20 protein-coding genes and 1 tRNA gene are annotated in these 26,076 nt (G+C 33.1%); 5 read left to right on the forward strand and 16 right to left on the reverse strand.

Going from position 1 to position 26,076, the window contains the following annotated elements; translation table 11 throughout:
- The first annotated feature begins 2 nt into the window (after window positions 1-2).
- Window positions 3-2,441 (forward strand): glycoside hydrolase family 2 TIM barrel-domain containing protein, encoded by a 2,439-nt coding sequence (locus OD803_RS02310; RefSeq protein WP_262732215.1) that lies wholly within the window; start codon window positions 3-5, stop codon window positions 2,439-2,441.
- Window positions 2,442-2,520: 79 nt separating this feature from the next.
- On the opposite strand, the gene OD803_RS02315 is transcribed toward OD803_RS02310, so the two are convergent.
- From OD803_RS02315 to OD803_RS02355, 9 genes are all read right to left on the reverse strand, one after another.
- Window positions 2,521-3,291: a 3-hydroxybutyrate dehydrogenase gene (locus OD803_RS02315; protein WP_131506101.1), complete on the reverse strand. Its 771-nt coding sequence runs from the start codon at window positions 3,289-3,291 to the stop codon at window positions 2,521-2,523.
- Window positions 3,284-4,075, reverse strand: a complete 792-nt coding sequence (locus OD803_RS02320; protein WP_262732216.1) for an alpha/beta fold hydrolase — start codon at window positions 4,073-4,075, stop codon at window positions 3,284-3,286. Before OD803_RS02320 ends, OD803_RS02315 begins: the two co-directional genes overlap by 8 nt.
- Before the next feature lie 11 nt (window positions 4,076-4,086).
- Entirely contained in the window at window positions 4,087-6,558 is a 2,472-nt protein-coding gene (locus OD803_RS02325) for a TonB-dependent receptor (protein ID WP_262732217.1), read from the reverse strand.
- 150 nt (window positions 6,559-6,708) lie between these two features.
- A complete protein-coding gene (locus OD803_RS02330) occupies window positions 6,709-7,779 on the reverse strand; it encodes a hypothetical protein (RefSeq protein WP_262732218.1) in 1,071 nt (356 codons plus the stop codon).
- 106 nt (window positions 7,780-7,885) lie between these two features.
- Window positions 7,886-8,125, reverse strand: coding sequence for a hypothetical protein (locus tag OD803_RS02335; protein WP_262732219.1), 240 nt, complete (start codon window positions 8,123-8,125; stop codon window positions 7,886-7,888).
- Window positions 8,126-8,128: 3 nt separating this feature from the next.
- Window positions 8,129-9,070: an alpha/beta fold hydrolase gene (locus tag OD803_RS02340; protein WP_262732220.1), complete on the reverse strand. Its 942-nt coding sequence runs from the start codon at window positions 9,068-9,070 to the stop codon at window positions 8,129-8,131.
- Window positions 9,071-9,081: 11 nt separating this feature from the next.
- The gene (locus OD803_RS02345) at window positions 9,082-10,596 is read right to left on the reverse strand and encodes a class I adenylate-forming enzyme family protein (protein ID WP_262732221.1); all 1,515 of its coding nucleotides are present in this window, start codon (window positions 10,594-10,596) and stop codon (window positions 9,082-9,084) included.
- A complete protein-coding gene (locus OD803_RS02350) occupies window positions 10,565-12,076 on the reverse strand; it encodes a sodium/pantothenate symporter (RefSeq protein WP_262732222.1) in 1,512 nt (503 codons plus the stop codon). The genes OD803_RS02345 and OD803_RS02350 overlap by 32 nt, the downstream gene beginning before the upstream one ends.
- A gap of 251 nt (window positions 12,077-12,327) precedes the next feature.
- Window positions 12,328-12,409: transfer RNA gene (locus OD803_RS02355), tRNA-Leu, on the reverse strand.
- Window positions 12,410-12,531: 122 nt separating this feature from the next.
- Here OD803_RS02355 and OD803_RS02360 point away from each other — a divergent pair.
- Entirely contained in the window at window positions 12,532-13,920 is a 1,389-nt protein-coding gene (locus tag OD803_RS02360) for a dipeptidase (protein ID WP_262732223.1), read from the forward strand.
- A gap of 57 nt (window positions 13,921-13,977) precedes the next feature.
- On the opposite strand, the gene OD803_RS02365 is transcribed toward OD803_RS02360, so the two are convergent.
- Window positions 13,978-15,342 carry a M28 family peptidase gene (locus tag OD803_RS02365; protein WP_262732224.1) on the reverse strand — a complete coding sequence of 455 codons (1,365 nt, stop codon included), beginning with the start codon at window positions 15,340-15,342 and terminating at the stop codon, window positions 13,978-13,980.
- A gap of 122 nt (window positions 15,343-15,464) precedes the next feature.
- Between OD803_RS02365 and OD803_RS02370 the strand changes: the two genes are divergently transcribed.
- The 3 genes from OD803_RS02370 (at window position 15,465) to OD803_RS02380 (ending at window position 19,552) form a co-directional block, all read left to right on the forward strand.
- Window positions 15,465-15,836, forward strand: coding sequence for a BlaI/MecI/CopY family transcriptional regulator (locus OD803_RS02370; protein WP_129759462.1), 372 nt, complete (start codon window positions 15,465-15,467; stop codon window positions 15,834-15,836).
- A gap of 6 nt (window positions 15,837-15,842) precedes the next feature.
- Window positions 15,843-18,341, forward strand: coding sequence for a M56 family metallopeptidase (locus OD803_RS02375; RefSeq protein WP_262732225.1), 2,499 nt, complete (start codon window positions 15,843-15,845; stop codon window positions 18,339-18,341).
- Window positions 18,342-18,451: 110 nt separating this feature from the next.
- The gene (locus OD803_RS02380) at window positions 18,452-19,552 is read left to right on the forward strand and encodes a DUF4407 domain-containing protein (RefSeq protein WP_262732226.1); all 1,101 of its coding nucleotides are present in this window, start codon (window positions 18,452-18,454) and stop codon (window positions 19,550-19,552) included.
- Between the two features lies 1 nt (window position 19,553).
- Here OD803_RS02380 and OD803_RS02385 read toward each other — a convergent pair whose 3' ends face one another.
- From OD803_RS02385 to OD803_RS02410, 6 genes are all read right to left on the reverse strand, one after another.
- Window positions 19,554-19,835: an STAS domain-containing protein gene (locus OD803_RS02385; protein WP_134198550.1), complete on the reverse strand. Its 282-nt coding sequence runs from the start codon at window positions 19,833-19,835 to the stop codon at window positions 19,554-19,556.
- 182 nt (window positions 19,836-20,017) lie between these two features.
- Complete coding sequence (locus tag OD803_RS02390) at window positions 20,018-21,262, reverse strand: NAD(P)/FAD-dependent oxidoreductase (RefSeq protein WP_262732227.1); 1,245 nt, start codon at window positions 21,260-21,262, stop codon at window positions 20,018-20,020.
- Between the two features lie 36 nt (window positions 21,263-21,298).
- A complete protein-coding gene (locus OD803_RS02395) occupies window positions 21,299-21,664 on the reverse strand; it encodes a four helix bundle protein (protein ID WP_262732228.1) in 366 nt (121 codons plus the stop codon).
- A 61-nt stretch (window positions 21,665-21,725) separates the two neighbouring features.
- The gene (locus tag OD803_RS02400) at window positions 21,726-22,736 is read right to left on the reverse strand and encodes a 4-hydroxyproline epimerase (protein ID WP_262732229.1); all 1,011 of its coding nucleotides are present in this window, start codon (window positions 22,734-22,736) and stop codon (window positions 21,726-21,728) included.
- Window positions 22,729-24,459 (reverse strand): DUF885 domain-containing protein, encoded by a 1,731-nt coding sequence (locus OD803_RS02405; protein ID WP_262732230.1) that lies wholly within the window; start codon window positions 24,457-24,459, stop codon window positions 22,729-22,731. The genes OD803_RS02400 and OD803_RS02405 overlap by 8 nt, the downstream gene beginning before the upstream one ends.
- Complete coding sequence (locus OD803_RS02410) at window positions 24,456-26,039, reverse strand: aldehyde dehydrogenase (NADP(+)) (RefSeq protein WP_262732231.1); 1,584 nt, start codon at window positions 26,037-26,039, stop codon at window positions 24,456-24,458. Before OD803_RS02410 ends, OD803_RS02405 begins: the two co-directional genes overlap by 4 nt.
- Window positions 26,040-26,076 lie beyond the last annotated feature (37 nt).

Consider the following 26,076-nt stretch of genomic DNA (forward strand, 5'->3'; position numbering starts at 1 on the left):
ACATGAAAACTAAAGCACTTCTTCTTTTCTTATCAATCATAATTTTAAGCTGTTCAAAAACTAAAAAGGAGTCTTCCACTCGTGAAATTATTACTTTAAAAGAAGGCTGGAAATTCCAAAAAGGTAGTTTTCCTGATGCTTCTTCAATCGATTTTGATGATGCCAATTGGGAAAAAGTAATCGTACCACACGATTGGGCAATTTACGGTCCGTTTGACAAAGAAATTGACAAACAAGTAGTAGCCATCACCCAAAATGGAGAAGAAGTAGCCACAGAAAAAACAGGACGAACTGGAGCTCTACCTTACATTGGTGAAGCTTGGTACAGAAATACCTTTGATGTTCCTAATTATGATAAAAGTAAAAAAGTTTTGATTTTGTTTGAAGGTGCCATGAGCGAGCCCGAAGTATTTGTGAACGGTAAAAAAGTTGGCGAATGGAAATATGGTTACGCCTATTTCTATTTTGATATTTCTAAACACATACAAGCAACAAACAATACACTTTCAGTAAAACTCAACAATAAAGGGAAATCCTCTCGATGGTATCCTGGAGCTGGTTTATACAGAAATGTGCGTGTTATTGTAAAAAATCAAGAAAGCATTGACCAATGGGGAACTTTTATCACAACTCCAAATATTACTGAAGAAGTTGCTCAAGTAAATGTTAAGACCAAAGTCACAGGAGATAATCTAAAACTAGTTACCACTATTTTTGATGCCGAAGGCAATGAAGTTGTTTCAAATGAAACTACTACGCGTTTCGGTAACCAATTCGAACAAAACATTGCCGTAAAAAATCCAAAACTTTGGAATACCGAAAATCCTTATCTATACAAAGCTGTTTCAAAATTGTACGCTGGTAATACTTTAAAAGATGAAGTAGTAACCAAATTTGGTATTCGTGATATCAATTACGACAGAAATACTGGTTTTTCCCTAAACGGAAAACCAACCAAATTTAAAGGAGTTTGTTTACATCATGACTTAGGCCCTTTGGGAACAGCGATTAACACCTCAGCTTTAAGACGTCAGTTAGAAATATTAAAAGACATGGGAGCAAATGCCATAAGGAGTTCCCATAACATGCCATCGTTTGAGCAACTGGAATTATGCGACGAAATGGGATTTCTATTTTTAGCCGAAAGTTTTGACGAATGGAAAAAACCAAAAGTTGAAAACGGTTACAACCTCTATTTTGATGACTATGCTGAAAAAGACGTGGTCAATTTAGTGCGCGCTACAAGAAATCATCCTTCTATTGTGATGTGGAGTTCTGGAAATGAAGTTCCAGACCAATGGGGAAGCGAAGGTGTAAAACGTGCCAAATGGCTACAGGACATTTTTCATCGTGAGGACCCAACACGACCTGTTACTGTAGGCATGGACCAAGTAAAAGCGGTTATGGAATCTGGATTCGGTGCTATTATGGATATTCCTGGTTTAAACTATCGTGTACATTTATATGAAGAAGCTTATGAACGTTTTCCGCAAGGATTTATTCTAGGTTCTGAAACAGCTTCAACCGTAAGTTCTCGAGGCATTTACCATTTTCCTGTTGAAAAAGGCAGTATGATGCAACATAACGATCACCAATCGTCTTCTTATGATTTGGAGTATTGCAGCTGGTCTAACCTTCCAGAAGACGATTTTATATTACAGGACAACAAACCTTGGGTTTTAGGCGAATTTGTTTGGACTGGTTTTGATTATTTAGGTGAACCAACACCTTATGACGAAGTGTGGCCATCACGTAGTTCGTATTTTGGAATTAATGATTTAGCAGGCTTGCCAAAAGACCGTTACTATTTGTACCGAAGCAGATGGAATACTAAAGACGAAACCTTACACATCTTACCACATTGGAATTGGGAAGGTCGCGAAGGCGTAACAACACCTGTTTTTGTTTATACCAATTACAATAGTGCTGAATTATTTTTGAACGGAAAAAGTTTGGGTATTCAAACCAAAAATAATAGTTCACCGCAACATCGCTATCGATTAATGTGGATGGATGTAAACTATGAATCTGGAACTTTAAAAGTAGTAGCGCTAGATGATAACGGAAATCCAACTGCTGAAAAAGAGATTAAAACTTCAGGTAAACCACATCAACTAATTTTAGAACCTAACACTACAACTATAAAAGCCAATGGCGAAGATCTTGCTTTTGTAACCGTTTCAGTTGTGGATGAAAATGGAATCCCTTGTCCTACAGCAACGAACCAGTTAGAATTTAAAGTTGAAGGAAGTGGAACTTTTCGAGCTGCTTGTAATGGAGATGCTACCTCATTGGAGCAATTTCATTTACCAACCATGAAACTATTTAGTGGAAAGCTTGTTGTTTTGGTACAGTCTACAAAGGAAGCAGGAGATATTACGCTTACCGTTTCAGGTGAAGGATTAGAATCTTCCAGTGTTCAGTTAAAATCAATACTATAAAAGCCAGCTGAAAAACGTCATCTTACCAATTGCTTTCCAGGTGGCTTCACTTAAAATTAAACTAATTCAAATAATCTTTTTACTGCGCTGTCCATCCTCCATCAAGAACGAATTCAGTTCCTGTAATAGTTGATGATGATTCTTTTGATAACAGTAAAGCCATATCTGCCAAAGCTTCAATTGGAACAAAAGACTTTACCGCTTGTTTTTTTAGCATGACTTTGGTTATGACATCCTCTTCAGACATGTTATGAGATTTCGCCTGATCTGGTATTTGTTTTTCAACAAGTGGTGTACGTACGTAACCTGGACAAATAGCATTACAAGTTATATTATATGGAGCTCCTTCTAGACCTAATACTTTTGTCATTCCTATTACACCATGTTTTGCAGTTACATAAGCCGTCTTATATTCGGAAGCTCGTAATCCATGAACCGAAGAAATATTTATTATTCTTCCGAAACTTTGTGCTTTCATGTATTTCCAAGCTGCTTTAGAGGCATAAAATGACGCATTCATATTAAGAGCAATGATAGCTTCATATTTTTCGTTAGGAAACTTATCAATTGATGAAACATACTGTATGCCAGCATTATTTATTAAAACATCTATTCTTCCAAAAGTGTTATAGGTTTGTTCTACTAATTTCTCAACTTGATTGGAATGCATAAGATTAGCATTGGAAAACGCTACTTCAACATTATTTTTAGCTCCAATTTGAGTTGCTATCTCTAATCCATTTGTTTCCAAACCGTGAAACATAATATTATATTGATTTTCAGCAAAATGCTTTGCTATACCTAAACCAATACCGCTTGTACTTCCTGTTATTAATGCAACTCTATTCATTTTTTAAAAAATCTAAAACAATTTCATTGAATGCATCTGGTTGATCTAAAACAACTCCATGCCTTGAGTTTTTTACTACTTCTAGTTGTGCATTTTGCATTCTTGATACATAGGCTTCTTTAAAATCCACAGACGAATAATCCATATCTGAAGCTATAACTAATGTTTTGGTTTTTATTTCTTTGAGCTTAGTACCAAGTCCCCATCCCATCAAGGTAACAAATGACTGATAATAAGCCTCAAAATCATTTGCAGCACAGCGCTTTTCAAACTCATTTCTTAACATTTCTTGTTGTGGCTCTGGAAACATATTAAAGGCTATTTCTTTAGCCAAAGCTTCTAACCCTTTTGTTTTTAAATAAGCTGTTCTACTATTCAATAAATCATCTCCTAATTTTCCCATTCCATTAAAATCAGGACCACTATTAACAATAACCATCTTGTCTACCAAATTTGGATAAGAACATGCTAATTGAAAGGCAACAGCTCCACCCATTGAAAAACCAATTGGTGTAACTTTACTAAGGTTTAACCGATTTAAAAGACTAACCACATCTTCAACCATAATATCTACACCATAGTTCAAGTTTTCTTGAAACGATTTACCATGTCCTCGCAAATCTGGAGCTATTACTCTATACTCTTTAGAAAATGGCGCAATTTGAAACTGCCAATCTAACTTAGTTGACCCTAATCCATGTAACAATAATAACGTTTTGTTATTATTGTTACCAGTATCAGAATAGTCCAAAGAAATAGGCTTTATATTTATTTCTTTTGGCATTTTAGTCTCTATTATTTATTCTTATTAAAGAAGTTCAAATTGTACTTAAGTTCAAAAGAAATCAATCTTCCTATTGTTGGAGAAGCTACAAACTCTCTAATATCTGTATCAAATAAGTTAGTTACATTAACTCCTAAAGACACATTTTCATTTAGATTATATCCAAAATTGGCATCAACAGTAAAACCTCCTAGCTGACCATAATTCCAAGTTCTTCCAACCTGAGCGTTTTCGACTATTTCATTTACACCATCACCATCCATATCTTGAGTTTCAGCAGCTACATTGATACCTGAGAAGAAATCATAGTCTTGTATCCAACGACCAAATATGGCTCCATAAAATTTATCTGTGCTATAATGCAAGCCAATGTTAGCTTTGTTTGCTGGAGTATTTATAGGTAATTCACTCTCTAAAACTACTCCATCTAAGTTTCCATCATTATCAAGATCGTTTGTATCTAAACTTCTGCCGAAGTAAGAATAGTTTAATGATGCTCTCAATGCATCAGTAAAGTAATAGTTTAGACCCAAATCAAAACCATAAGTATCAACACTACCAAAGTTACTATAGGTTAATAAAAATGCCGAGGTACTTGCTCCTGGTGATACTTCGTCAACTGGTGTATCTCCTATGTGAGTTACAAAATTTCCGTTTTCAGCATCTACAATATTTCTTAAAGGGCTTATAAAGTTTTCAGACATATTGTAATATGCACTTGCATCTATAAACAATTTATCTGAGATTTTTCCTTTAAAACCAAGCTCAAAAGAGTTGATGGTCTCAACTTCTAAAGCATTAATTTTTGTACCATCTGTTAATGTAAACCCTTCTCCATTTCCTAAAACCAATCCTCCAAATAAATTTCCTTTTAAGTTAAGTATAGAAGGTACTGCCATACCTCTACCATAAGTTAACCTAAATGTTCCTGCATCGATAGACTTGGTAACAGCAGCTTTAGGTAAAAAATTTGTTCCATATAAATCATGGTTGTCTGCTCTTAAACCTAATAAGAAGTTCCACCCACTGTCTAACTTGTATTCAAACTGGCTATATACACCTGCTTGACCAATCTCAATTGGACCATCAGCATCCAAGAGATATGTTCCTTCAGAATCTGCCATATCCAATTGATATTGTGCTCCTACAGTAAGATAAAAATTGTTCCAATTATTATTGTATTGTGCTTCTCCATTAAACCTTTCAGAAGCATCTTTAAATAAAGCTCCTCTAGGAATAGCTATACCAAACGCTGGAACCCATTGTTCATAAAGTGCACGACTCCAAGCTTCATCTTCAGAAAAACCATTTTCTATAAACGACACATAGTTTTGCGTACGTTGGTTTATTGCGTAAGTTTCATCTGTTCTACTCCAAGTATAATATGTATTTGCAAAGAAGTTTTTTGACACAAATTTTAATTGCGCAATATCTAATGTCCAATCTTTAATTTGATTTCTACCTGCGTTTGTTACAGCTAAATTAGTATTATTGCTATGGCCATAATACCCTATCAACTCTGATTGTTTTCCTGTTTTATAATGTACTGCTCCACCATATTTAAGCGCATCAAAATCTCTATCTAAGTTATGTTCGTTATAAGCTGTTGTACCAACATATACTGAGTCTACATAGTTGAACTCTTTTCCTGCTGTTCTTTCTAGATGCACTTTAAAAGACAATCTATCATTAATAACTTGAGCGTGCCTTAACCTACCTGTGATTACATTTTGATTACCTGCACCAAATACCAAAGTTGTACCTTCTGATGTTCTTGGGTTTTTTGTAATTGTACTTACCAATCCGTTATGAGCATTTGGTCCATAAAGTGTTCCGTTAGGACCCAACAAAATCTCAACGCGCTCTATATCATCTTTTGTAACCGTAGAAAACGACCCATAAGGTAATCCTGTTGCAATAAGCATAGATACTCTATCATCAGTAATTTGTAGGTTTTTTGAATTAAATGCCGAATTAAAACCACGAATATTAATTCCTGTTCCTAAAACTCCTGTCCTAACAAAATCAACTCCTTTTTGTCTCGATGCCATTTCGCCTATATTAAAGCTTGGAAATTCAGCTATTTCCTTAGCTGTAATAACTTCAACAGTTGCTGGTACATCTGTGATTTTTTGGAGTTTTTTTCCAGCGGTAATAACTACTTCATCTAAAACATTTTCACCTTCTTGAAGTGTTATATTTAATTCGGTAGTTTGACCAGCAATAACAGTAACATTTTCTTTATATGCTTTATAACCTACAAAAGACACTGTAATTGAATGTTCGCCCTCTGGGACATTTTCAAGACTGTACTTACCATTAAAGTCTGTTACAGCTCCTAAGTTTAATTCAACTATTTGAATGGTAGCTCCTGGCAACGGAACTCCATTTGAATCAACAACTGTCCCTCCTATTTTACCAGAATCTTGTGCATAGGCAAAACCAGTAATCATTAAAATTGTTAGTAGTAGTATTTTCTTCATGATTTATCGCTAATTAAGTTATGCTTGCAATCTATTATGAATATAAATGGATTTAAAAATAAAAGTAAAAGTTATTGACTGCGACTTTAGAATTGTAAAATAATGAATTGCCTGAATATTAACTTAATTAAAGCTAAAAACAACTATAAATTAAAGGTGTGACTTTAGCTTCAAAAAAGCTTGAGGAAGATTATTTGATAGTGTATCTATAACTTGAATAAGTACCGTTTTTTGGCTTTTTGTAGGATTTAAACCCAGTAATGGCACTTTGATTTCTTCTAATAATTTTGAAGAATTTATTTGCCCTTCCATGTATTTTGACAAGGATATACTCCATGATATGTTTGGCACATAGTTAGGCATTATTTTTCGATCGGCTTCTTTAGACGAAATATTATAAACTGTTGCAATTTTAAGCAGTTCATTATACTTTTCATTTGCTATTAATACATTAAAGTAAGAAGTGAAAAAGTGATGCCAACGATGTTTTAAAACTTCCTTTTTATACTGTTTTAAAAAATTAATAGCGATTTCCTCGGCCAACTTATTTTGGTCGAGTTGATTTAGCACTCTTATTTTATAAGAACAAAAGCCAATTTTTTGATGATAGTTATAAGACTCCTTATAAAGTTGATGGTAATTATCTAGTACCTTTTTGGCTTCTTTTGGTTTATTATTTTTTAGCAAAATAGCCACTAGATTGTTTACATACATTAATGTATCGTTATTGTAACGTCTTATAGAAAGGTATGCGTAATACTCGGCTAAATCTAATTCATTTTCTTTAGAATGCATAAGCACTCTACTAGCATAATAATTAGACAACAAACGCCTTGAGTACATCTCGCCATTACTAAAGTACCCATCAATTTCATCGAACAATAGTTTTAGTTTTGAGCTTTCATTATAGTTTGTGTACAAAAAAGCCAAAGTAATAAATGCCATGTACCTGTTTCTGCCATCAACATTTTCAGTTTTAAAAACCTCTAAAAGCCACGGCTCCCAATATTTAGTTTCATTTTCTTTTTGGGTGTATTGACTTGTTATTTCGGTTGTTGCACTATACAGCTTTTGCTGAATTGATTTTGATTTTTTATAATCTTCAGAATAGTTTTCTAAAAAACCAGCTACAGTTTCGTGGTCTTTGTAGCGTAACCGAATTAGTAAATAAGGCTTGTACTCTTGGGCTAACTCATAAACAATTTGAAAATTATAGCCCACTGTTTTGTAACGACTTAAAAAGTTTAAAAACACTTTTTCTTCTGAAGAAACAATTGCATCTAAAAGAATTTTTTTCTTTAAATCTAGAATCCATTTAGCTGTTTCATCAACGTCTATACTTTCTAGTTTTTTTTAGTATCCAGTTTTTTACATAGGAGTACTTACGTTTGTCTATGTTTGTGTCAAAATTCGCTTTTGAGGTATTACTTATAGCACTTTTTGCTAAACGATTTATAATTTCGGTTTTCTCATCATCAGTAAATAGGTGTTCTGAAGCTAAGTATTTAGCTTCGTTAGGTAGAATTGTTTTGCTAAACTCTGTAAATTTTTTGAGTTTAATCTTCATGAATTAATCTTTTTCAATAAATTCTTTAATTAAAAAATTTACTTTTTCTGATTGCTCAAACTGCAAAAAATGTCCACTTTCTTCAACAAAGTTAAGCTGGCTATTTTTTATTAGCTCTTTTGCTTTTTCCCCAACTTTAGCTACATCTAAATCTGGATGAAAATAACGATTAGGTATCAACCTATCATTTTTACCATAAAGCACTAATGTTTTATGAGATATTTTGGCCAAATCATCTACAACAGGATCATTCAACATGCCTGCAATACTTTTTGAAATTGCTATACAATGTGCTTCAAAATCTATTGCTTCTTTAATAGCAATTCTATCTTCAATCATTTTATCTACTTCGTTGGGTTGCTTATAAAAATTAAGCGCATAATTATTTTTAATCTGTTCGTTATTTGTACTCGCAACAAATTCAGGTGTAAACATTGTTTTCATAATAATTCCGTGCGCTTCAGAAAATGTTTCTATTCCTGCAGGAGCGACCAAAATCAACTTATCTATTTTTTCAGGTGAATTAATTGCTAATTTAATGGCTGCCTGCCCTCCCATTGAATGACCTATAAGAATGACATTTTTTAATTTTAACTCATCAATAAGTGCTGTTATGGTTTTTGCAAAATAAGATGGTGTATAACTAACATTTTCGGGTTTTGACGACTTACCATATCCAGGTAAATCTAAAGCAACACATGTGAAATTTTCCTTTAAGGTTTTTATGTTTTTTGACCATGCATCTGCATTACTACTTAAACCATGAACAAATAAAAGAGTTTTTTCTCCTTTACCTTCTTTAATATAGGCAATTTCAATAGTATCTAGATTAACAAAGCGCGTTTCGTATTCGTATTTGGAGACTATGTTTTTCATTATTTTATCACAAGTTTGTGCATACGTAACTAAAGGTAGTATAATTAGCATTAAAATTATTTGCTTCATTTTTTTTAAGTTTAAGATTGTAATTTAGCTTTATATACTTTGTAATATGCCAGCAGCTTTTTTCTAGAGATTTTCCCTACACTAGTTAATGGAATTTCATCTAATATAATTATATGTTTTGGCCGTTTAAACGATGCCAATTTCTTGTTTACAAAGGTTTTTACTTTTTTTAAAGATTTTTCGTTTTCTAACACTACAAAAGCTACTCCACACTGTCCCCAAACAGGATCGTCAACACTTAAAACTGTAGCTTTCATAACATTTTCACATGTTAATAATGTTGCAGTAATTTCTTGTGGATGAACATTTTCACCTCCAGAAATATACATATCATCTTGTCGTCCTTTTAAAAATAAAAATCCATCTTTATCCTTTGTCACCAAATCTCCAGTGTGCAACCAGCCGTTTTTAATTTTATTATTGGTTTCGGTAGAATTGTTCCAGTAACCTGGTGAAACAATATTACCCTTAATACAAAATTCCCCTACCTCATTTACTCTTGCTTTGCGGCCAGTAGATAAAACTATTTTTGTTTTTAAGTAAAAATTAGGCTTACCGATAGACTCAGGTTTAGTCATAGCTATGTCGTGATGTAAAGACGTAATACTTGGTCCAGCTTCAGTTAAACCATATCCTGGCCTAATTGATATACCTTTCTTTTCTTTCCAAAGCTTTAAAAGACTAGGCGATACAGTTTCTCCTCCAGAAATTATAAATCGTAGGTGCTCTAAATTTACGCGATTAAACACTTCAGTTTTTTGCATCATTGCCAACATAGTTGGTAATGCCATGAAAAGTGTAGTTTTATTAAGCTCCAACAAACACAATATACGTTCGGCATCAAACTTTTCAACCATATCTATTTGAGCTCCTTTATGTAATAGAGGAGTTATAAAAATATTCCATCCAGAAGTATGATAAGGAGGTAATGTATTAATGGTTGAATCACGAAATGTTATACCTAATTGCATTGAGGTATTTAGGCTATTCCAAAACATCATTTTGTTAGTGTAAATAACTCCTTTTGGTCTTCCTGTTGTGCCTGATGTATAAAAAATAAAAATAGGATTCTTCTCTTTTATTTGAACTGCAATTGGTTTAACATCGACTCCATCCTTATAATAACGTTCTATAACATCTAAATGAATAGTCTTTGGTAAAGGAATTGAAAGTTGCCCTAGCTTTTCTTTTTGGTTCTCACTATAAAGCAATAGAGCAGGACTACAATCTAAAAACAGCATTTCAATGTCGCTTAAGGATAACCTATAATTTAAAGGCACAATAATAATCCCACTTCGTTGGCAAGCAGACAACAATACAATGTAATGCAAGCTATGCTCTGCCAAAACAGCAATTCTATCTCCTTCTTGAAGACCTAATTCTTCAAATTTCTCGACAAGTCTATTCGCATAAACATGGATTTGACTATAAGTGTATTTTTCTTCGCTGTCAAAAGACGTTATAGCAATTTTATCAGGTGTATAATCTGCCCATTTAGCTATCCAATCCAACGTGTCTGTGGTCATCTTTTTTCTTATTAAAATAGTACAACAAATAGCCTACTACAACCGAACTCACAATAGCAATAGCAGCAGGAATCCCAGGATTATTTACTGGCTCTTGCATATAGGAAGTGAGTCTTCCGTAGTAAATCCCGAAATGAACTACCAAAGCAACAATACTTGCTGCAAAAACAGCTTTAAGCGGAACATTTTTTAAGAACATTCCAAAAAGTACTGGCACAAAAGCAGCAGCAAAATAAGCGTAAACACCATTTTGAGCAAAAATAGCGACACTTACGTCTGGGTTTACAATTTGATTCCAACTTAACACAAAACTCACAAGTCCTAAAATAACTATCACTCCTTTATTTACCAAAACCGAATGCTTTGAAACACGTTCTTTAAAAATTGGCTGTAGTATATCTTGGGTAATAGTAACCGAAAGCGATTGTATTAAACTTTCTAAGGTAGATAATCCTGCTGAAATTAGCCCAACAACTATAAACATTCCAAGTCCAACAGAGAATTTCACTACAACATAGGTAGGGATAATTTCATCCATTTTTAAGGCTGTTCCATTAACTTTTAAATCAGGAAACGTTAACCTCGCATACAAGCCGACAACTACAACCAAAAAGAAAACAACCATAAACATAATACCACTAAACAGGTATTTATTTATTTTTTTAGAATCTTTTAAAAGTAATGATTTTGTGATAATATGTGGCTGACAAACAATAGCAACACCAATAATTATTTGAGCAAGAATAATTTCAAAATAATCCCTAAACAAAAAACTACTTGTATTTGTGGGTTTAGTTAAGTTTTCATCAATACCACCCAACTTTTCGATAAAACCCGTTACTCCATTTTCAAAAAACTCATAACCAGAACCTATTAAAACCAACGCCACAAAAAACATAATTATGGCTTGAATGGTATTGGTATAGACCATAGAGTTAGCACCACCAAACATCATATAACCAAACACAAAAACAGTAATACCCAACAACACGTAAAACGGCTCTGTATTTAACGATTTTGAAATTACCTGTGTTAATCCCACATTGATAAGTACAATAAATGTTATTAAAAGTAGTGCCAAAACAGCCATAAAAAAGGCATACGACTTACTTTTATATCGTTGTCCCATCCATTGTGCCATAGTGGTTGCTTTAACACTATGTCCATATTTAGCAAAGCCTTTAGTGAGTACAATTAATGACACAAAAGCTGCAATTGGCAAAACAATACCAAAAGACAATACTCCTGAAATTCCGTATAGAGCAATAAAACCTGGATTTATTATAAAAGTAGCAGCACTAGTCATGGAAGCTGCCAAAGAAAGTCCAACAACCCAAGACGGAAACTTTATATTCCCTACAGCAAAATCAGAGATGTTCTTTGCTTTTAATGCTCCTCTTATTACAAAAAACAAAATTACAGCAGCATAAACCACCAATAAAATTGCCATAAAAATTACCCATTGTTCTGATGCCTTCATTGATTGTTATAGTTAGAAAAACAAATAAACTTTTTAAAATTTCAATATAAGGAAAGAAAATAAAAATAACATGTGTGACTTTCATTAATTAAACAATATTTTTAAATTTAAAAAACTGAATTACAATTATTTAAAATACAAAGACTATTGAATTAAATTATAATAAAAAGTAATATGAGTCTTTAGAGGCAAGTTCATAACTATTAAAAACAAAAAAAGCCTCAGTATTTAACTGAAGCTTTCTTGTCTTGTACAGGCGGAGAGACTCGAACTCTCACACCTCGCGGCACTAGATCCTAAGTCTAGCGTGTCTACCAATTCCACCACGCCTGCATTTATTCTCCGAAGTTTCGGGATGCAAATATAAACAATAGTTTCAATATTCAAATAACTTTATTTACTAAAAAATCGTCCTCGATTTTGTATTTTTGGAAGAATTCAAAAAAATATAACAAATGCAACATATTCAATCTTATATTAAAGAACATAAAGATCGATTTTTAAATGAGTTGATTGATTTACTCAAAATACCTTCTATTAGCGCTGACTCAGCTTATAAAAATGATGTTTTAAAAACTGCTGATGCTATTAAAACCAGCTTAGAGCTTGCTGGATGTGACCATGTAGAAGTTTGCGAAACCGAAGGTTACCCAATCGTTTATGGTGAAAAAATAATTGATAAAAACCTACCTACCGTTTTAGTGTATGGTCATTATGATGTACAACCACCAGACCCACTTGAGCTGTGGACTTCACCGCCTTTTGAGCCAGTAATAAAAACAACTGAGCTTCATCCTGAAGGTGCTATTTTTGCCCGTGGAGCTTGCGATGACAAAGGCCAAATGTATATGCATGTTAAGGCTATGGAATTTATGACCAAAACCAATCAGCTGCCTTGTAATGTGAAATTTATGATTGAAGGTGAGGAAGAAGTTGGTAGCGTAAACCTTTCAAAATTTGTTAAAAACAATCAGGAGAAATTAAAAAATGATGTGATTTTAATTTCTGATACAGGAATGATTGCTAAAGATGTACCTTCTATTACAACAGGCTTAAGAGGGTTAAGCTACGTAGAAGTTGAAGTTACTGGACCTAACAGAGACTTACACTCTGGTTTATATGGAGGAGCTGTTGCTAACCCAATAAATGTGTTAACCAAAATGATTGCATCTCTTCATGACGAAAACAATCATATTACAATCCCAGGATTTTATGATAAGGTTGAAAATTTATCAGATGCAGAACGTTCTGAAATGGCAAAAGCACCTTTTTCATTAGAAGACTACAAAAAAGCTTTAGATATTGATGCTGTTTATGGAGAAGAAGGATATACTACAAACGAACGCAACTCAATACGACCAACTCTTGATGTTAATGGTATTTGGGGAGGTTATACTGGAGAAGGTGCTAAAACAGTTATTGCTAGTAAAGCTTACGCCAAAATATCAATGCGTTTAGTACCTCATCAAGATTGGGAGGACATCACACAGTTATTTAAAACTCATTTTGAAAGTATAGCTCCAGCAGGAGTAAAAGTGAAAGTGAAACCTCATCATGGTGGACAAGGCTATGTAACTCCTATCGATAGCATAGGTTATCAAGCAGCTTCAAAAGCTTATGAAGACACCTTTGGAACAACACCAATACCTCAACGTAGTGGTGGAAGTATTCCAATTGTTTCTCTTTTTGAGCAAGAATTGAAAAGTAAAACTATTTTAATGGGATTCGGTTTAAATAGTGATGCTATACATTCACCAAACGAACATTATGGTGTGTGGAATTATTTTAAAGGCATCGAAACTATTCCTTTATTTTATAAGTATTTTACTGAGCTTTCTAAATAATAGTAATAAAAAACCGTTCAATTTCTTGAACGGTTTTTTTATGCTTTTTACAAAAAGTTACTCCTTAACAATTTTATAAGTCCCTGATTTATTAGAAGACGACACTTTTAAAAAATAAATACCTTTAGGCAAATCTTTTGTTTTCAAAGTTGTTGAACCCATAATTTCTGATTTATTTAATAGCAATTTACCTCCAACATCATAAAGAGTAAATTCATAAGGCTCTTCAAAAGAAATATCGATATTGAGTTTACTTTTTACAGGATTTGGAAAAACACTTATTTCAGAATTAGAAAACGGTTCTAAACTCAACGAATTAAAACTCACACAAACACTAAACTCTGAACAACTTCCATTGGTGACTTCAACAGCATAATTACCATTTACAGTTGGTGTAAAAGTTTGCCCTGTTTCACCTGACAATGCAATGTTTGTATCACAATTATACCATTGATAAGATGCAGAAGCATCATTAGAAGTTAATGTACTTGGGCTTTGCGTAATTGTATTATCAACATCAATCAAATTTGCCTTAGTAACCATATAACCCATAATAAGCTTAGCTAATTCATGATAATACGGAAAGTTTAACGTGTTGTACCTATCATTTGAAGAATGGTAAAATGGTGTTTCGTCATTAGTTTCCCAAGACTCTCCTACTAAAACAGCTGTAAAACCTTGATTCCAAAACCTAGCATGATCACTTGCTGTTGTTCCAGGATTTACAACATTAACATTTAAAGTAAAACCATAGGTAGGATCTTCTAAAACTGCAATAATATCATCTTTCATAGCAAGCGAATTGCCAAAATCTCTAACATCAATATCAAAATCGTTATCATCATTGCCATCATAACCCATCATATCAATGTTTAAAACGCCCAAGATATTATCACCATTTGAAGCTGCTTGAGTAGCGTAATAATTTGCACCTAGTAAGCCTATTTCTTCTTCATCCCAAAGTGCATAAACAATAGTATTATCTAAGCATTGTGTTGATAAAATACGAGCAATTTCTAGTACAGTTGCAACTCCACTAGCATTATCATCAGCACAATAATCGGCAACCGTATCATAATGCGCACAAATAATATAAATATCGTCAGGATTGGTTTTTCCTACTTGAGTTGCAATTACATTTCTACCGTTAGAGTCGAATTGTTGAGCTACTACAGTAATGTTGTCCATTTGCTCAAACCTTTGAACCAAATAGTCTGCTGCCAAATCGTTATTAGCTTGTTGCCTATTAAGAATTGTTACTGTATTTCCGTTAACAACAGTCGATTGCTCACCTGAAAATTCTCTTAAGGTGAGTTGAAGAGAGTCTAAATTGACTTCATTTATAATGTCTGAAATATTTTGAGCACTTGTAACGAACACAAATGCAAAAACACCTAACAGACTAAAAATAAGCTTCTTCATTTTGGGGATTCGTGTGAAATTTAGTCAAATATAATAGATTTTAATAAAATAATGCCTTGGATAATTTGGTTGTTTTGTTTTTTATTCTACATTTGTAGAGTTAATTCTAAATATGTAGAATAATGAGTTTATCAAAAACCGAAGAAGATTTAATGAACCATCTGTGGAAGTTAGAAAAAGCTTTCATGAAAGATTTGCTTGATGCTTACCCAGAACCAAAACCAGCTACAACAACCGTTGCTACACTTTTAAAACGTATGATTGATAAAGGATTTGTAGATTATAAACTCTATGGAAAGTCTAGAGAATATTTTCCTTTAGTAAAAAAGAAAGATTATTTCTCTAAGCATGTTAATGGGTTAATCAAGAACTTTTTTAATGATAGCGCAAGTCAATTTGCATCGTTTTTTACCAAAGAAACTAACTTATCAAAAAAAGAACTTGAAGACTTAAAAGCTTTAATTGATAGTGAAATAAAAAAGAAACCAAACTAAAAAACCATGCTCGATTATATTTTAAAATCATCGGCTTGCTTACTTGTTTTACTACTATTTTACAAGTTAATCTTGGAGCGTGAAAACATGCACCAGCTAAAACGTTTCTACCTATTGTTTGCAACCGTTTTAGGGTTTACTATTCCGTTTATTACCATTACAACCTATGTAGAACCAACATATACTTTAGGCACATTTCAACCTCCTTTATTAGAGCCAGTGTTTTATCCTGAAACAACTCAACCTACTGAACAAAACACCAATTTTTGGTCTATACTATTATGGAGTATTTATGGAATAGGAGTGCTTTTATTTTTAGTGAAGTTTATGGTTAACCTCACAAAACTCATCGTAAAAATAAAGACCAATCCTAAACTAAAAAGCAAAAACATCATTAATGTTTTAATCAATAATCTTGAAATTCCTCACACGTTTTTAAGCTATATCTTTTTAAACAAAGCCAAGTTTGAAAACAATCAAATACCAGAAGAAGTATTATTACATGAGCACACACACGCTACTCAAAAACATAGTTTAGACATATTATTTATTGAACTTTTACAAATTGTGTTTTGGTTTAATCCGATTATATACTTCTTAAAAAAAGACGTTAAACTCAACCATGAGTACTTAGCTGACCAAGCCGTATTACAACAAGGTACACAAATAAACACATACCAACATTTATTGTTGGCTTTTTCATCAACACATGGTGGTAACGAACTTACCAATGCCATTAATTATTCATCAATCAAAAAACGACTTACAGTTATGAAAACACAAACATCATCCACCAAAAAATGGATTAAAACCTTAGTGGTTTTACCACTTTTGGCAATTTTAATCTTTGGGTTTAGTAAGAAAGAAGAGGTTGTAAAAGAAGTTACACCTTTAATTACTGAAAACAATTATGAAAACAAATCATCGCAATTTTTTATTACAATTGAAAAAAATGAAAACTCAATAACCCTTAAATGTGAAAATGGTTGTAAATGGAGTAAACTACTTTTGGACACTAATACAAATCGAAGTTACACTTTTACCGATTATGGTTTTTCTGAAAGCAAAACTTTAGAAACCGACCAATTTGCCTTTACGATTGAACCTAATGAATCTGGTGTTTTTCTAAATGGGTTGAAAGGCACCGCTTGGTTAGAACTAAGCGTCTCATTATACGAAAATCAGGTTCGAGCGATCGATCAATTTGGAGTAACAAATTTAATACCATCAAGTATTGAAGAAAAAAACAAAAAAACAATAACGATGAAAGCTGTTGACAACGTACTTTTCATTGGTAACAAAAAATCTAGTATCGATACATACGTAGATGACTTAAACGAAATTACCAAAAATTGGACATTGAAGGATTTCGAACTAACAACATTCGATTTAAAAACAGAAAACTGCTCAAAAGATTTTTTGGACAAATTAAATGAATTGCATAAAAAAACCGACTATTTTTTAACTACTGTTATTGGTTCAAAATCTTTAGTTGAAAAATCTAAACTCAAAGCAAAAGTCACAAAACAAGATGAAAACGAAAGAAAAATCAAAACTCTAAAAATTAACGACATTGAATGCCAAAAATGTACTATAAACTTACATAGAGATGAAATCAAAAACATTGTTCTTTCTGATGAAGTTAAATACTTTTCAATTAAAACTGCAGGAACTCAAACTATGTTAATTAAAGGCAATAAATTGAATAGTGAAGTTGCTGAACTTTTAAAATACTCTGATGAATTTTTATTATTTAACTTTAAATACACCAATAAATATGATGAAAAAACTAATAGCGATTTCATTTTAGTTAAAGTCATTGAGTTAAAAAACAATAAAGGAGTTACTAAAGAAGAATTAAAAGAATACAATACTCTTGCTAAACATATCAATTCTCAAATTTCTGAGAGTGAATATCCAATTGTGAAGCACAAAGATGCAGTAAGGGTAAAGTATTTGTACAATAAAATGTCTAAAGAGCAAAAAGAATCTGCCGAAGCTTTTCCCGATTTCTCAAAGCTTCCACCTCCACCTCCACCTCCACCTGCTCCAGACCCAAATGTTAAAACAGGCTTTATAACTATTAATAATTCTACTCATTATTATGTTACTCAAAATGGAAACACTAAATATTATAACCGTTATGGTCAAGAAACCAATAAAGAAGGAACTATAATCAACGACACTCAAGTTGATGGTGACAAAGTAGTTCCTGGTCAAAAAATAACAAAAGTATATAAAGACAATGAAGTTGTAAGTGAGTTCAATAAAAATTGGGATCAAGACGTTCCACCTCCTCCACCTCCTCCAAAATCACCTTTAGACCATATAATTGACATGGCTAAAAAAGGCGCTGCATTTTTTTATGAAGGAAAGTCAATTTCTTCAGACGAAGCCATTGCTTTATTAAAAAAGAATAATGAGCTTAATATTTCCACACAACAGACTGATTCAAAACAAGCTAAAGTTTACATCACAAAAGCACCTGTTAGTATTAAAAATTGATTCACTTAAAACTTACAATTACCTGAAGCCTTGAATTTTCAAGGCTTTTTTTGTAACAATTCAGTATTTTTTACGTTCTAATAGACATCAACCAAAAAACCGAATCAGTTATGTTAAAAAAATTCTTCATCATTTGTTCTGGTTCTGATACTGATATTCTTGATAATTGTTCTATTGGCGAACAAAACAAATTTGCAGGTATTGGAGCTACTGTATTTTTTACTGCAGTAATGGCATTTATTGCTGCTAGTTATGCGCTTTATACCGTTTTTGATAATTATTTTACAGCTGTTGCTTTTGGTTTTATTTGGGGATTACTCATTTTTAACCTCGACCGTTTTATAGTATCAACCATTAAAAAAAGAGGTAATATTATTGATGAGCTTATACAAGCTTCTCCAAGGATAATTTTAGCAGTGATTATAGCTATAGTTATTTCAAAACCACTCGAATTAAAGATTTTTGAAAAGGAAATCAACCAGGTGCTTTTAGAAGAAAAGAATAGCATGACACTTGCTAATCAAAATCAAATTGCTGAACAATACACTCCTGAAATTGCAGCATTAGAAAACAATATTGAGTTTCTTAGAAATCAAGTCAACACCAAAGAAGTTGAAGTTAATGCGCTTTACGACACATACATTACTGAAGCTGAAGGCACAAGTGGTTCCATGAAACTAGGCAAAGGTCCTGTTTACAAAGAAAAACGTGATAAGCATGATACTGCTCTAGCGGAATTACAGCAACTAAAAGCCGATAATAAAACAAAAATCGAAGCTATTGAAGCTGAAATTACTCAGCTTAGAACCAATTACGACACACAAATTGCAACCACACAACCTATTATTGATGGTTTTGATGGTTTAATGGCTCGTGTAAATGCTTTAGGCAAACTACCTTGGCTGCCTTCGTTTTTTATCTTTTTGCTGTTTTTAGCTATTGAAACCTCTCCTATTTTTGCAAAACTATTATCACCAAAAGGCGAGTATGATTTCAAACTAGAAGATGCTGAAACTGCTGTTAAAACTTGGGTTGAACAAAAGGTTAACGAACGAAATGTTCTATTAAAAACAGATAGAGACATCAACAATAAAATCTACAGCGATATTGCTGAGGAAGACGAGTTGTATCAATACAAGCGCAAAAAAGCTCGAGAATTAATGCAACTACAAGCTGATGCCTTTTTTAAGCACCAAAAAAACGCATTATAAATTAAGCTGCTGTTTCTTTAGTTTTAAAGTGGTCGTATAACTCTTTACATCCAAAACCAATAATCGACAAGCGTTTTTGTCTTGTAATAGATTCGTTATGGAGTTTAGCTAATGCTCTTACACCATATCTATCAATACTTTCAATGCCTTCAATACTAATGGTAATTTCATCAGACTTTTCGAATACATTTCTAAATTCATGATGAAAAACATCTACACTAGTTCTATCAAGTACACCAGTGACTTTAAAAAAATTGTTGTAGCAAGTAATTTTAAGACTCATAAACATAATTTTATAAGGTTAAACAATAAATCTGGTGCTATTAAAATCGGGTGGGAATGGTGTAAATGTCTATAAATGAAATAAAAAACCGAAAGATTTTCGATAAACTACTTAAAAGCTAGACTAGATAAAATTACAAAGCAGAAAAGTCGACAAAACACAGGTTTAGAGTATTTTACCTACTAAAATCTTCTATCTGGAGTAAAAACATTCACATCTAGCGAAGTTGGATGATTTGAAATAATTTCAGACACTAACTTCCCTGTCGCTGTTCCCATACTCCAACCCATCATTGCATGACCTGTTGCAATGGTTAGATTTTCACATTTTGAAGATTTCCCTATATAAGGTAATCCATCAGGAGTTACTGGTCGCAAACCACATGCAGCATCTTGCTTTTCTTCTTGGGTTAACTCTACATTAGGATAAAAACGTGTTGTCGCTTGAGAAATGGCTTCAATTCGAGTGCTGTTGATTGTATGGTTAATTCCTGCTATTTCCATAGTACCTGCAAAACGCGTAAAACCATTCATAGGAGTTACTGCTACTTTAGCTTCTGTTAATATTGAAGGAATTTGTATTCCAGTAGTCTGAGTAGTATTGATTCTGTATCCTTTTCCTGCTTGTAGCAATAGTTTTATACCCAATTTTTTACTGAGCAAGTGACTCCAAGAACCAGCAGCCAAAACAAACTCATCTGCCTTTAAAGATTGCTTATTTGTTTTTATTTCTGAAATATTTCCGTTGTCAACCGTTAAATCTTCTACTTTTTCACTTAAAAGAAATTGAACTCCTACAGTTTGTAAATATGTTTTCATTTCAGCCATAAACTCATGTGGTGTAGTATGTGAATCGCATTTATAATACGTTGCACCTTTAACATTTATGTTGACGTTAGGTTCTAATGTTTTCAGATCTTGAAGACTAATTTCTGATGCATCTAATCCTTCTCGTTTAGCTAAATGTGCTGTTTTAACTTCTTCTTCAAGCATTTTTTCTGTTTGACACAACATTAAAAGCCCTTTCTTTTCATAATGAAATGAAAAGTTCTCAGCTTGCTTTATATCGTCATACAAGTCCTGACTCAACAATGAAATAGATTTTATGGCAGGAATTGCTTTTTTAACATGATTAGCATTACACGACTTATTAAACGCTAAGACCCATTTTAGAAAATCAGATTCTAATCTTGGTTTAATGTATAACGGACTTGACGAATTAAACATCCATTTCAATCCTTTTTTCATAACTCCAGGAGCAGAAAGTGGAACAATATGACTTGGTGACAAATAACCTGCATTTACATAAGAAGCTCCTGAGTCCATACCAGATTGATCAACAACAGTTACTTGGTGACCTTCCTTTTGAAGATAATACGCAGAACATAAACCAATAATTCCGCCTCCAATTATTATACAATGCTTCATGGATTTAATGATTTAATGAAATAGTGCTTCATAAAATTAATTAATTGTTCCTGCACTTTTTCTAGCTTTAGAAACTATTTTTACAATTTCAAGTGCTTCGTTCATTAAAGGTGTAAGATGTTCAACAGAAACTAAATTAGAATCATTTAAAATTTCTAACCAAAATAAAGTCTCATCAGCCTCTTCAACTACAATAGACATTTTCGAGAAAAATTCTTTTTTTGAACGTGAAATACAAGCAGCTCTATAATTTGCTGCAGTGGAAGTTGCAGATCGAATAAGTTGCCTACCAATAACTCTGGTTGCTTCAGTTTTCTGAATTTCATCATAAAGCAAGATAATATCGACAGCTAACTGCTTTGTTCTTTTCTTTATTGATTCTACAAATTCTGACTTTTCCATAATTACATCATTATTTCATTGTTTCATTATTTCATTGTTTCATTGTTTCATTGTTTCAGTCTTAAATCACTTGAAATCCATACGCATAAGGATCGTCTTCAGTATCTATAGTTATTGTATTATGTCCATAAATTTTTGCCCAACCTTGAATACTTGGTATTATGGCTAATTTATTATCTAAAGTTGCTTCTTTTTCAACACGTCCTTTAAATTTACTACCTATAAAACTTTCGTGAATAAAATCTTCTCCAATCTTCAGTTTTCCTTTTGCATACAATTGTGCCATTCTAGCTGAAGTTCCTGTACCACAAGGGCTTCTATCTATAGCTTTATCACCATAAAACACCGCATTTCTACCTGATGAATTAGTATCAATAGGGTTTCCTGTCCACAACATGTGTGAGACATCTTTTATAGTTTCATTTTCAGGATGTATAAATTGATTAGGATATTTTTCATTAATGCGCTGTCTTACCACTTGTGAGTACTGGATAATTTTTGACGCTGAAAAATCATGAACTCCTGAAAAATTATCTTGTGGGTCAACTATAGCATAAAAATTTCCTCCGTAAGCAACATCAAACTTAATTTCGCCTAATTCTGGACATTCAACAGATAAATTTTCTGCTGCTAAATAGCTTTTCACGTTAGTTAGCTTAACCCAATCTACTTTTTCACCTGTTTGTTGATATTCTATATCTACTAAACCAGCAGGAGCTTCCATTTTTATTTTTCCAGGTATTTTAGGAGTAATCAATCCCTCTTCAATAGCAATGGTAATTGTTCCTATGGTACCATGTCCACACATTGGCAAGCATCCTGAAGTTTCAATAAACAAAATGGCAAAATCATTTTCTGGATTGTGTGGTGGGTATAAAATTGAACCACTCATCATGTCGTGACCTCGTGGTTCAAACATTAATCCTTTTCGTATCCAGTCAAAGTCTTTTAAAAAATGCTGGCGTTTTTCGCTCATTGTTTTACCAACAAGTTTTGGCCCACCTTCTTTTATAAGCCTAACAGGATTTCCGCAGGTGTGCGCATCAATGCAAACAAAAGTGTTTTTATTCATTTTTAACTTTCTGAATATAATTATTCACTCGCTCTTCAAGGATTGACAAGGTTACTGTGCCTTGTTCTAAAATTATTTCATGAAATGCTCTAATATCAAACTTAGCACCTAATTCTTTTTCTGCTTTTTGACGTAGTTCTCTTATTTTCAATTCTCCAATTTTATAAGATAATGCTTGTCCTGGCCATGAAATGTATCTGTCAGTTTCAGTATTAATTTCGTGTAGTGATAATGCAGTATTTGATGACATATAATCCACTACTTGCTCTCGCGTCCATCCTTTTGCATGTATTCCTGTATCAACCACCAATCGGCAAGCACGCCACATTTCGTAAGTTAATTTTCCAAATTGTTCATAAGGCGTTGTGTATATACCCATTTCATCAGCTAAATATTCTGAATATAATCCCCAACCTTCTCCATAAGCAGAGAGGTATAAATTTTTTCTAAACTGCGGAATACTGTCTCCTAGTTCATTATTTAAGCTCCCTTGTAAGTGATGACCAGGAACTGCCTCATGAGCTGTTAATGCTGGCAAGGTGTACAAGGTTCTACTAGGTAAATCGTAAGTATTTACCCAATAATAGCCAGGATCTGTGCTTTCTTTAGAAGTGCCTATGTAACGACCACCTGTATATTTTGGTGCAATAGCATCTGGTACTGGAGCTACACCATAAGGTTTACGTGGTAAGGTTTTGAAATATCTTGGCAACTGCGCATCAATACGTTTTGACATATCACGAGCAATCATTAAAATTTCCTCAGGAGTTTCAGCATAAAACTGCTTGTCTGTTCTTAAAAAATGAAAGAAGTCAGCAAAGCTTCCTTCAAAATTTAACTCTTTTATGATTTGCTCCATTTCGGTTTTTATACGAGCAACTTCTTTTAATCCAATATTATGAATGTCGTCTGCTGTGTATTGTGTACTAGTTGTATAAAAGTTAATTCTATTTTGATAAAACTCATTTCCGTTTGGCGTTTCTAAAACACCTAAAGTTGTTCTAGTTTTTGGGAAATACTCGGTTTCAAAAAAAGTTTTAATGCGTTTAAATTCTGGTGTTACTTTAGTTTCGATTGCTGTTTTAGCAGCTGTTAGCACTGAATCCTTTTGAGCTTCACTTAAATCTGAAGGTAAATTTTTAAATGGCGAATAGTAGTAACTGTCTTCAAAATTTTCAACAATATTATCGTTATAAGATGATTCATAACCTTTAAAAATAACTAGAGGTTGCGAAATCCCTTTTTCTAATCCTTCTCTTAAGTTTACCAGATGCTGATTTACAAATTCTGGAATAGCATTAAGCTTATTTAAGTAATCTTTTACTTGATTATAATTTGCAAGCGGTCTTACCTCATAAGTCAAGCTGCTATGAAAACCTGCATCAGAAAGTATTGGATTTAAGTATTGTTCAAACGTGTAATAATCAATTTGGTCTTGAAGCACAAACGCTAAAAGTTTAGCTGAAATTTTATCAGTTTCGCTTAAACTACTCGTGTCAATTTTTGCTAATTCATCTAATGTTTTTTGAGCAAAATCAGCTTCGGTTTTATAATATTCTTTTGTAAAAAGACCTAAAGGATATGACTTGTAATCATAACCTTCATGGTCTTGATAGCTATTAATAATTTCATCTAATTTTGATGCTTTCTCAACTTGTTGGTCTTTGTTGCATCCAAAGCATAGTACCAATGCAATAAGTGCAATTTGCTTTATGCGTTTCATATTTTTTCAGTGGTTTGTTTGTTATTTACTAAACGTGAAATCCCAAGTGGATTTTCATTTTTCAGTTCATCAGGAAGCAATTCATTAGGCCAATCCTGATAACTAAATGGACGTACCCAACGCTTTATAGAATGAATACCAACAGCTGTAAAACGACTATCAGTTGATGATGGATATGGACCACCATGTGTCATTGAAGGACATACCTCAACTCCTGTTGGGACACCATTAAAAATAACTCGTCCTACTCTATTTTGTAATGCAGAAACAATTTCAGGATATTGAGCAGCTTCATCATCATGAGCAATTAATGTTCCTGTAAGTTGACCTTCTAAATTTGAAATAATTGCTTCTAATTCTTCTACAGATTCACATTCAACAACTAAAGAATATGGACCAAACACTTCTTGATGTAATGTCGGATTATTTATAAATGCTTTTCCAGAAACAGTTGCAACTGTTTGTCTAGCATAGTTGGTTTTAACGTCTTCAGCATATTCAGCAGCAACGTGTAAATTATCTTGATTCACAGCCTTTTGTCGTTTAGCATCATAAGCCTTAATAATATTAGGATGTAGCATACAAGTAGGATCTATTTTTATAATTTCTTTAGATAATTTAATGATGAAATTGGTTAAATCATCACCTTTAATTCCTAAAATTAAACCTGGATTGGTACAAAACTGACCTGTTCCTAACGTGATAGAACTCGCATAGGTTTTTGCTAAACTCTCATAATTGTTTTTTACTGATTTTGGAAGCATCACAACAGGATTTATACTTCCCATTTCAGCAAACACAGGAATTGGCTCATCGCGTTGAGCAGCTAAATCGTACAATGCTCTTCCGCCATTAATACTTCCTGTGAAACCTACTGCCTTAACTCCTGAATGTTTAACCAATTGTTCACCAACTTCAATTCCGCTACTATTTAAATTTGAAAACACTCCGTTTGGCATTCCTGTTTTTTGAGCTGCTTTTACTATTGCAGAAGCTACTAATTCTCCTGTTCCAGCATGCATAGGATGTGATTTTACAATAACAGGACAACCAGCAGCAAAAGCTGCAGCTGTGTCACCACCAGCAGTTGAATATGCTAAAGGGAAATTACTTGCTCCAAACACCACTACTGGACCTAAAGGAATATACATTTTACGTAAATCGGGTTTTGGTGCTGGTTCTCTATTAGGTAATGCTGTATCTATTGTAGCATCAACCCAAGAGCCTTCATTTACTAAATCGGCAAACATGCGCAATTGCATTACTGTTCTACCTCGTTCTCCTTTTGCTCTGCCTTCAGGTAATCCAGATTCTGAACAATAGGTTTTTATCAGCAAATCGTCTAGAGCTAAAATTTCATCGGCTATCGTGTTTAAAAATGCTGCTTTTTTCTCTTTTGAAATTGACCTAAATACTTTAAAAGCACTTGTTGCCAATGTAACTGCTTCATCAATTTCTTCTGCAGTTGCCTCAGTAAACACATACTCATTTTTTATATTGAGCTGCGGATTAAACGTGTTGTACTGCTTTGTTCCTTTGGATGATAAATTGTTTCCTATGTAGTTTTTTCCGGTTATCATATTTCTTATTGTCATTCTGCGCTACGACGCAGAATCT

It is taken from the genome of Gaetbulibacter sp. NE (assembly GCF_025548475.1).
Taxonomy (GTDB): domain Bacteria; phylum Bacteroidota; class Bacteroidia; order Flavobacteriales; family Flavobacteriaceae; genus Gaetbulibacter_B; species Gaetbulibacter_B jejuensis.

Coding starts and splice junctions, on each gene's coding strand:
- OD803_RS02410 (WP_262732231.1), bottom strand. CDS start 26,039: ATGATAACCGGAAAAAACTACATAGGAAACAATTTATCATCCAAAGGA.
- OD803_RS02365 (WP_262732224.1), bottom strand. CDS start 15,342: ATGAAGAAGCTTATTTTTAGTCTGTTAGGTGTTTTTGCATTTGTGTTC.
- OD803_RS02395 (WP_262732228.1), bottom strand. CDS start 21,664: ATGGAAAAGTCAGAATTTGTAGAATCAATAAAGAAAAGAACAAAGCAG.
- OD803_RS02370 (WP_129759462.1), top strand. CDS start 15,465: ATGAGTTTATCAAAAACCGAAGAAGATTTAATGAACCATCTGTGGAAG.
- OD803_RS02380 (WP_262732226.1), top strand. CDS start 18,452: ATGTTAAAAAAATTCTTCATCATTTGTTCTGGTTCTGATACTGATATT.
- OD803_RS02405 (WP_262732230.1), bottom strand. CDS start 24,459: ATGAAACGCATAAAGCAAATTGCACTTATTGCATTGGTACTATGCTTT.
- OD803_RS02320 (WP_262732216.1), bottom strand. CDS start 4,075: ATGCCAAAAGAAATAAATATAAAGCCTATTTCTTTGGACTATTCTGAT.
- OD803_RS02340 (WP_262732220.1), bottom strand. CDS start 9,070: ATGAAGCAAATAATTTTAATGCTAATTATACTACCTTTAGTTACGTAT.
- OD803_RS02350 (WP_262732222.1), bottom strand. CDS start 12,076: ATGAAGGCATCAGAACAATGGGTAATTTTTATGGCAATTTTATTGGTG.
- OD803_RS02345 (WP_262732221.1), bottom strand. CDS start 10,596: ATGACCACAGACACGTTGGATTGGATAGCTAAATGGGCAGATTATACA.
- OD803_RS02360 (WP_262732223.1), top strand. CDS start 12,532: ATGCAACATATTCAATCTTATATTAAAGAACATAAAGATCGATTTTTA.
- OD803_RS02310 (WP_262732215.1), top strand. CDS start 3: ATGAAAACTAAAGCACTTCTTCTTTTCTTATCAATCATAATTTTAAGC.
- OD803_RS02375 (WP_262732225.1), top strand. CDS start 15,843: ATGCTCGATTATATTTTAAAATCATCGGCTTGCTTACTTGTTTTACTA.
- OD803_RS02315 (WP_131506101.1), bottom strand. CDS start 3,291: ATGAATAGAGTTGCATTAATAACAGGAAGTACAAGCGGTATTGGTTTA.
- OD803_RS02390 (WP_262732227.1), bottom strand. CDS start 21,262: ATGAAGCATTGTATAATAATTGGAGGCGGAATTATTGGTTTATGTTCT.
- OD803_RS02400 (WP_262732229.1), bottom strand. CDS start 22,736: ATGAATAAAAACACTTTTGTTTGCATTGATGCGCACACCTGCGGAAAT.
- OD803_RS02325 (WP_262732217.1), bottom strand. CDS start 6,558: ATGAAGAAAATACTACTACTAACAATTTTAATGATTACTGGTTTTGCC.
- OD803_RS02385 (WP_134198550.1), bottom strand. CDS start 19,835: ATGAGTCTTAAAATTACTTGCTACAACAATTTTTTTAAAGTCACTGGT.
- OD803_RS02335 (WP_262732219.1), bottom strand. CDS start 8,125: ATGAAGATTAAACTCAAAAAATTTACAGAGTTTAGCAAAACAATTCTA.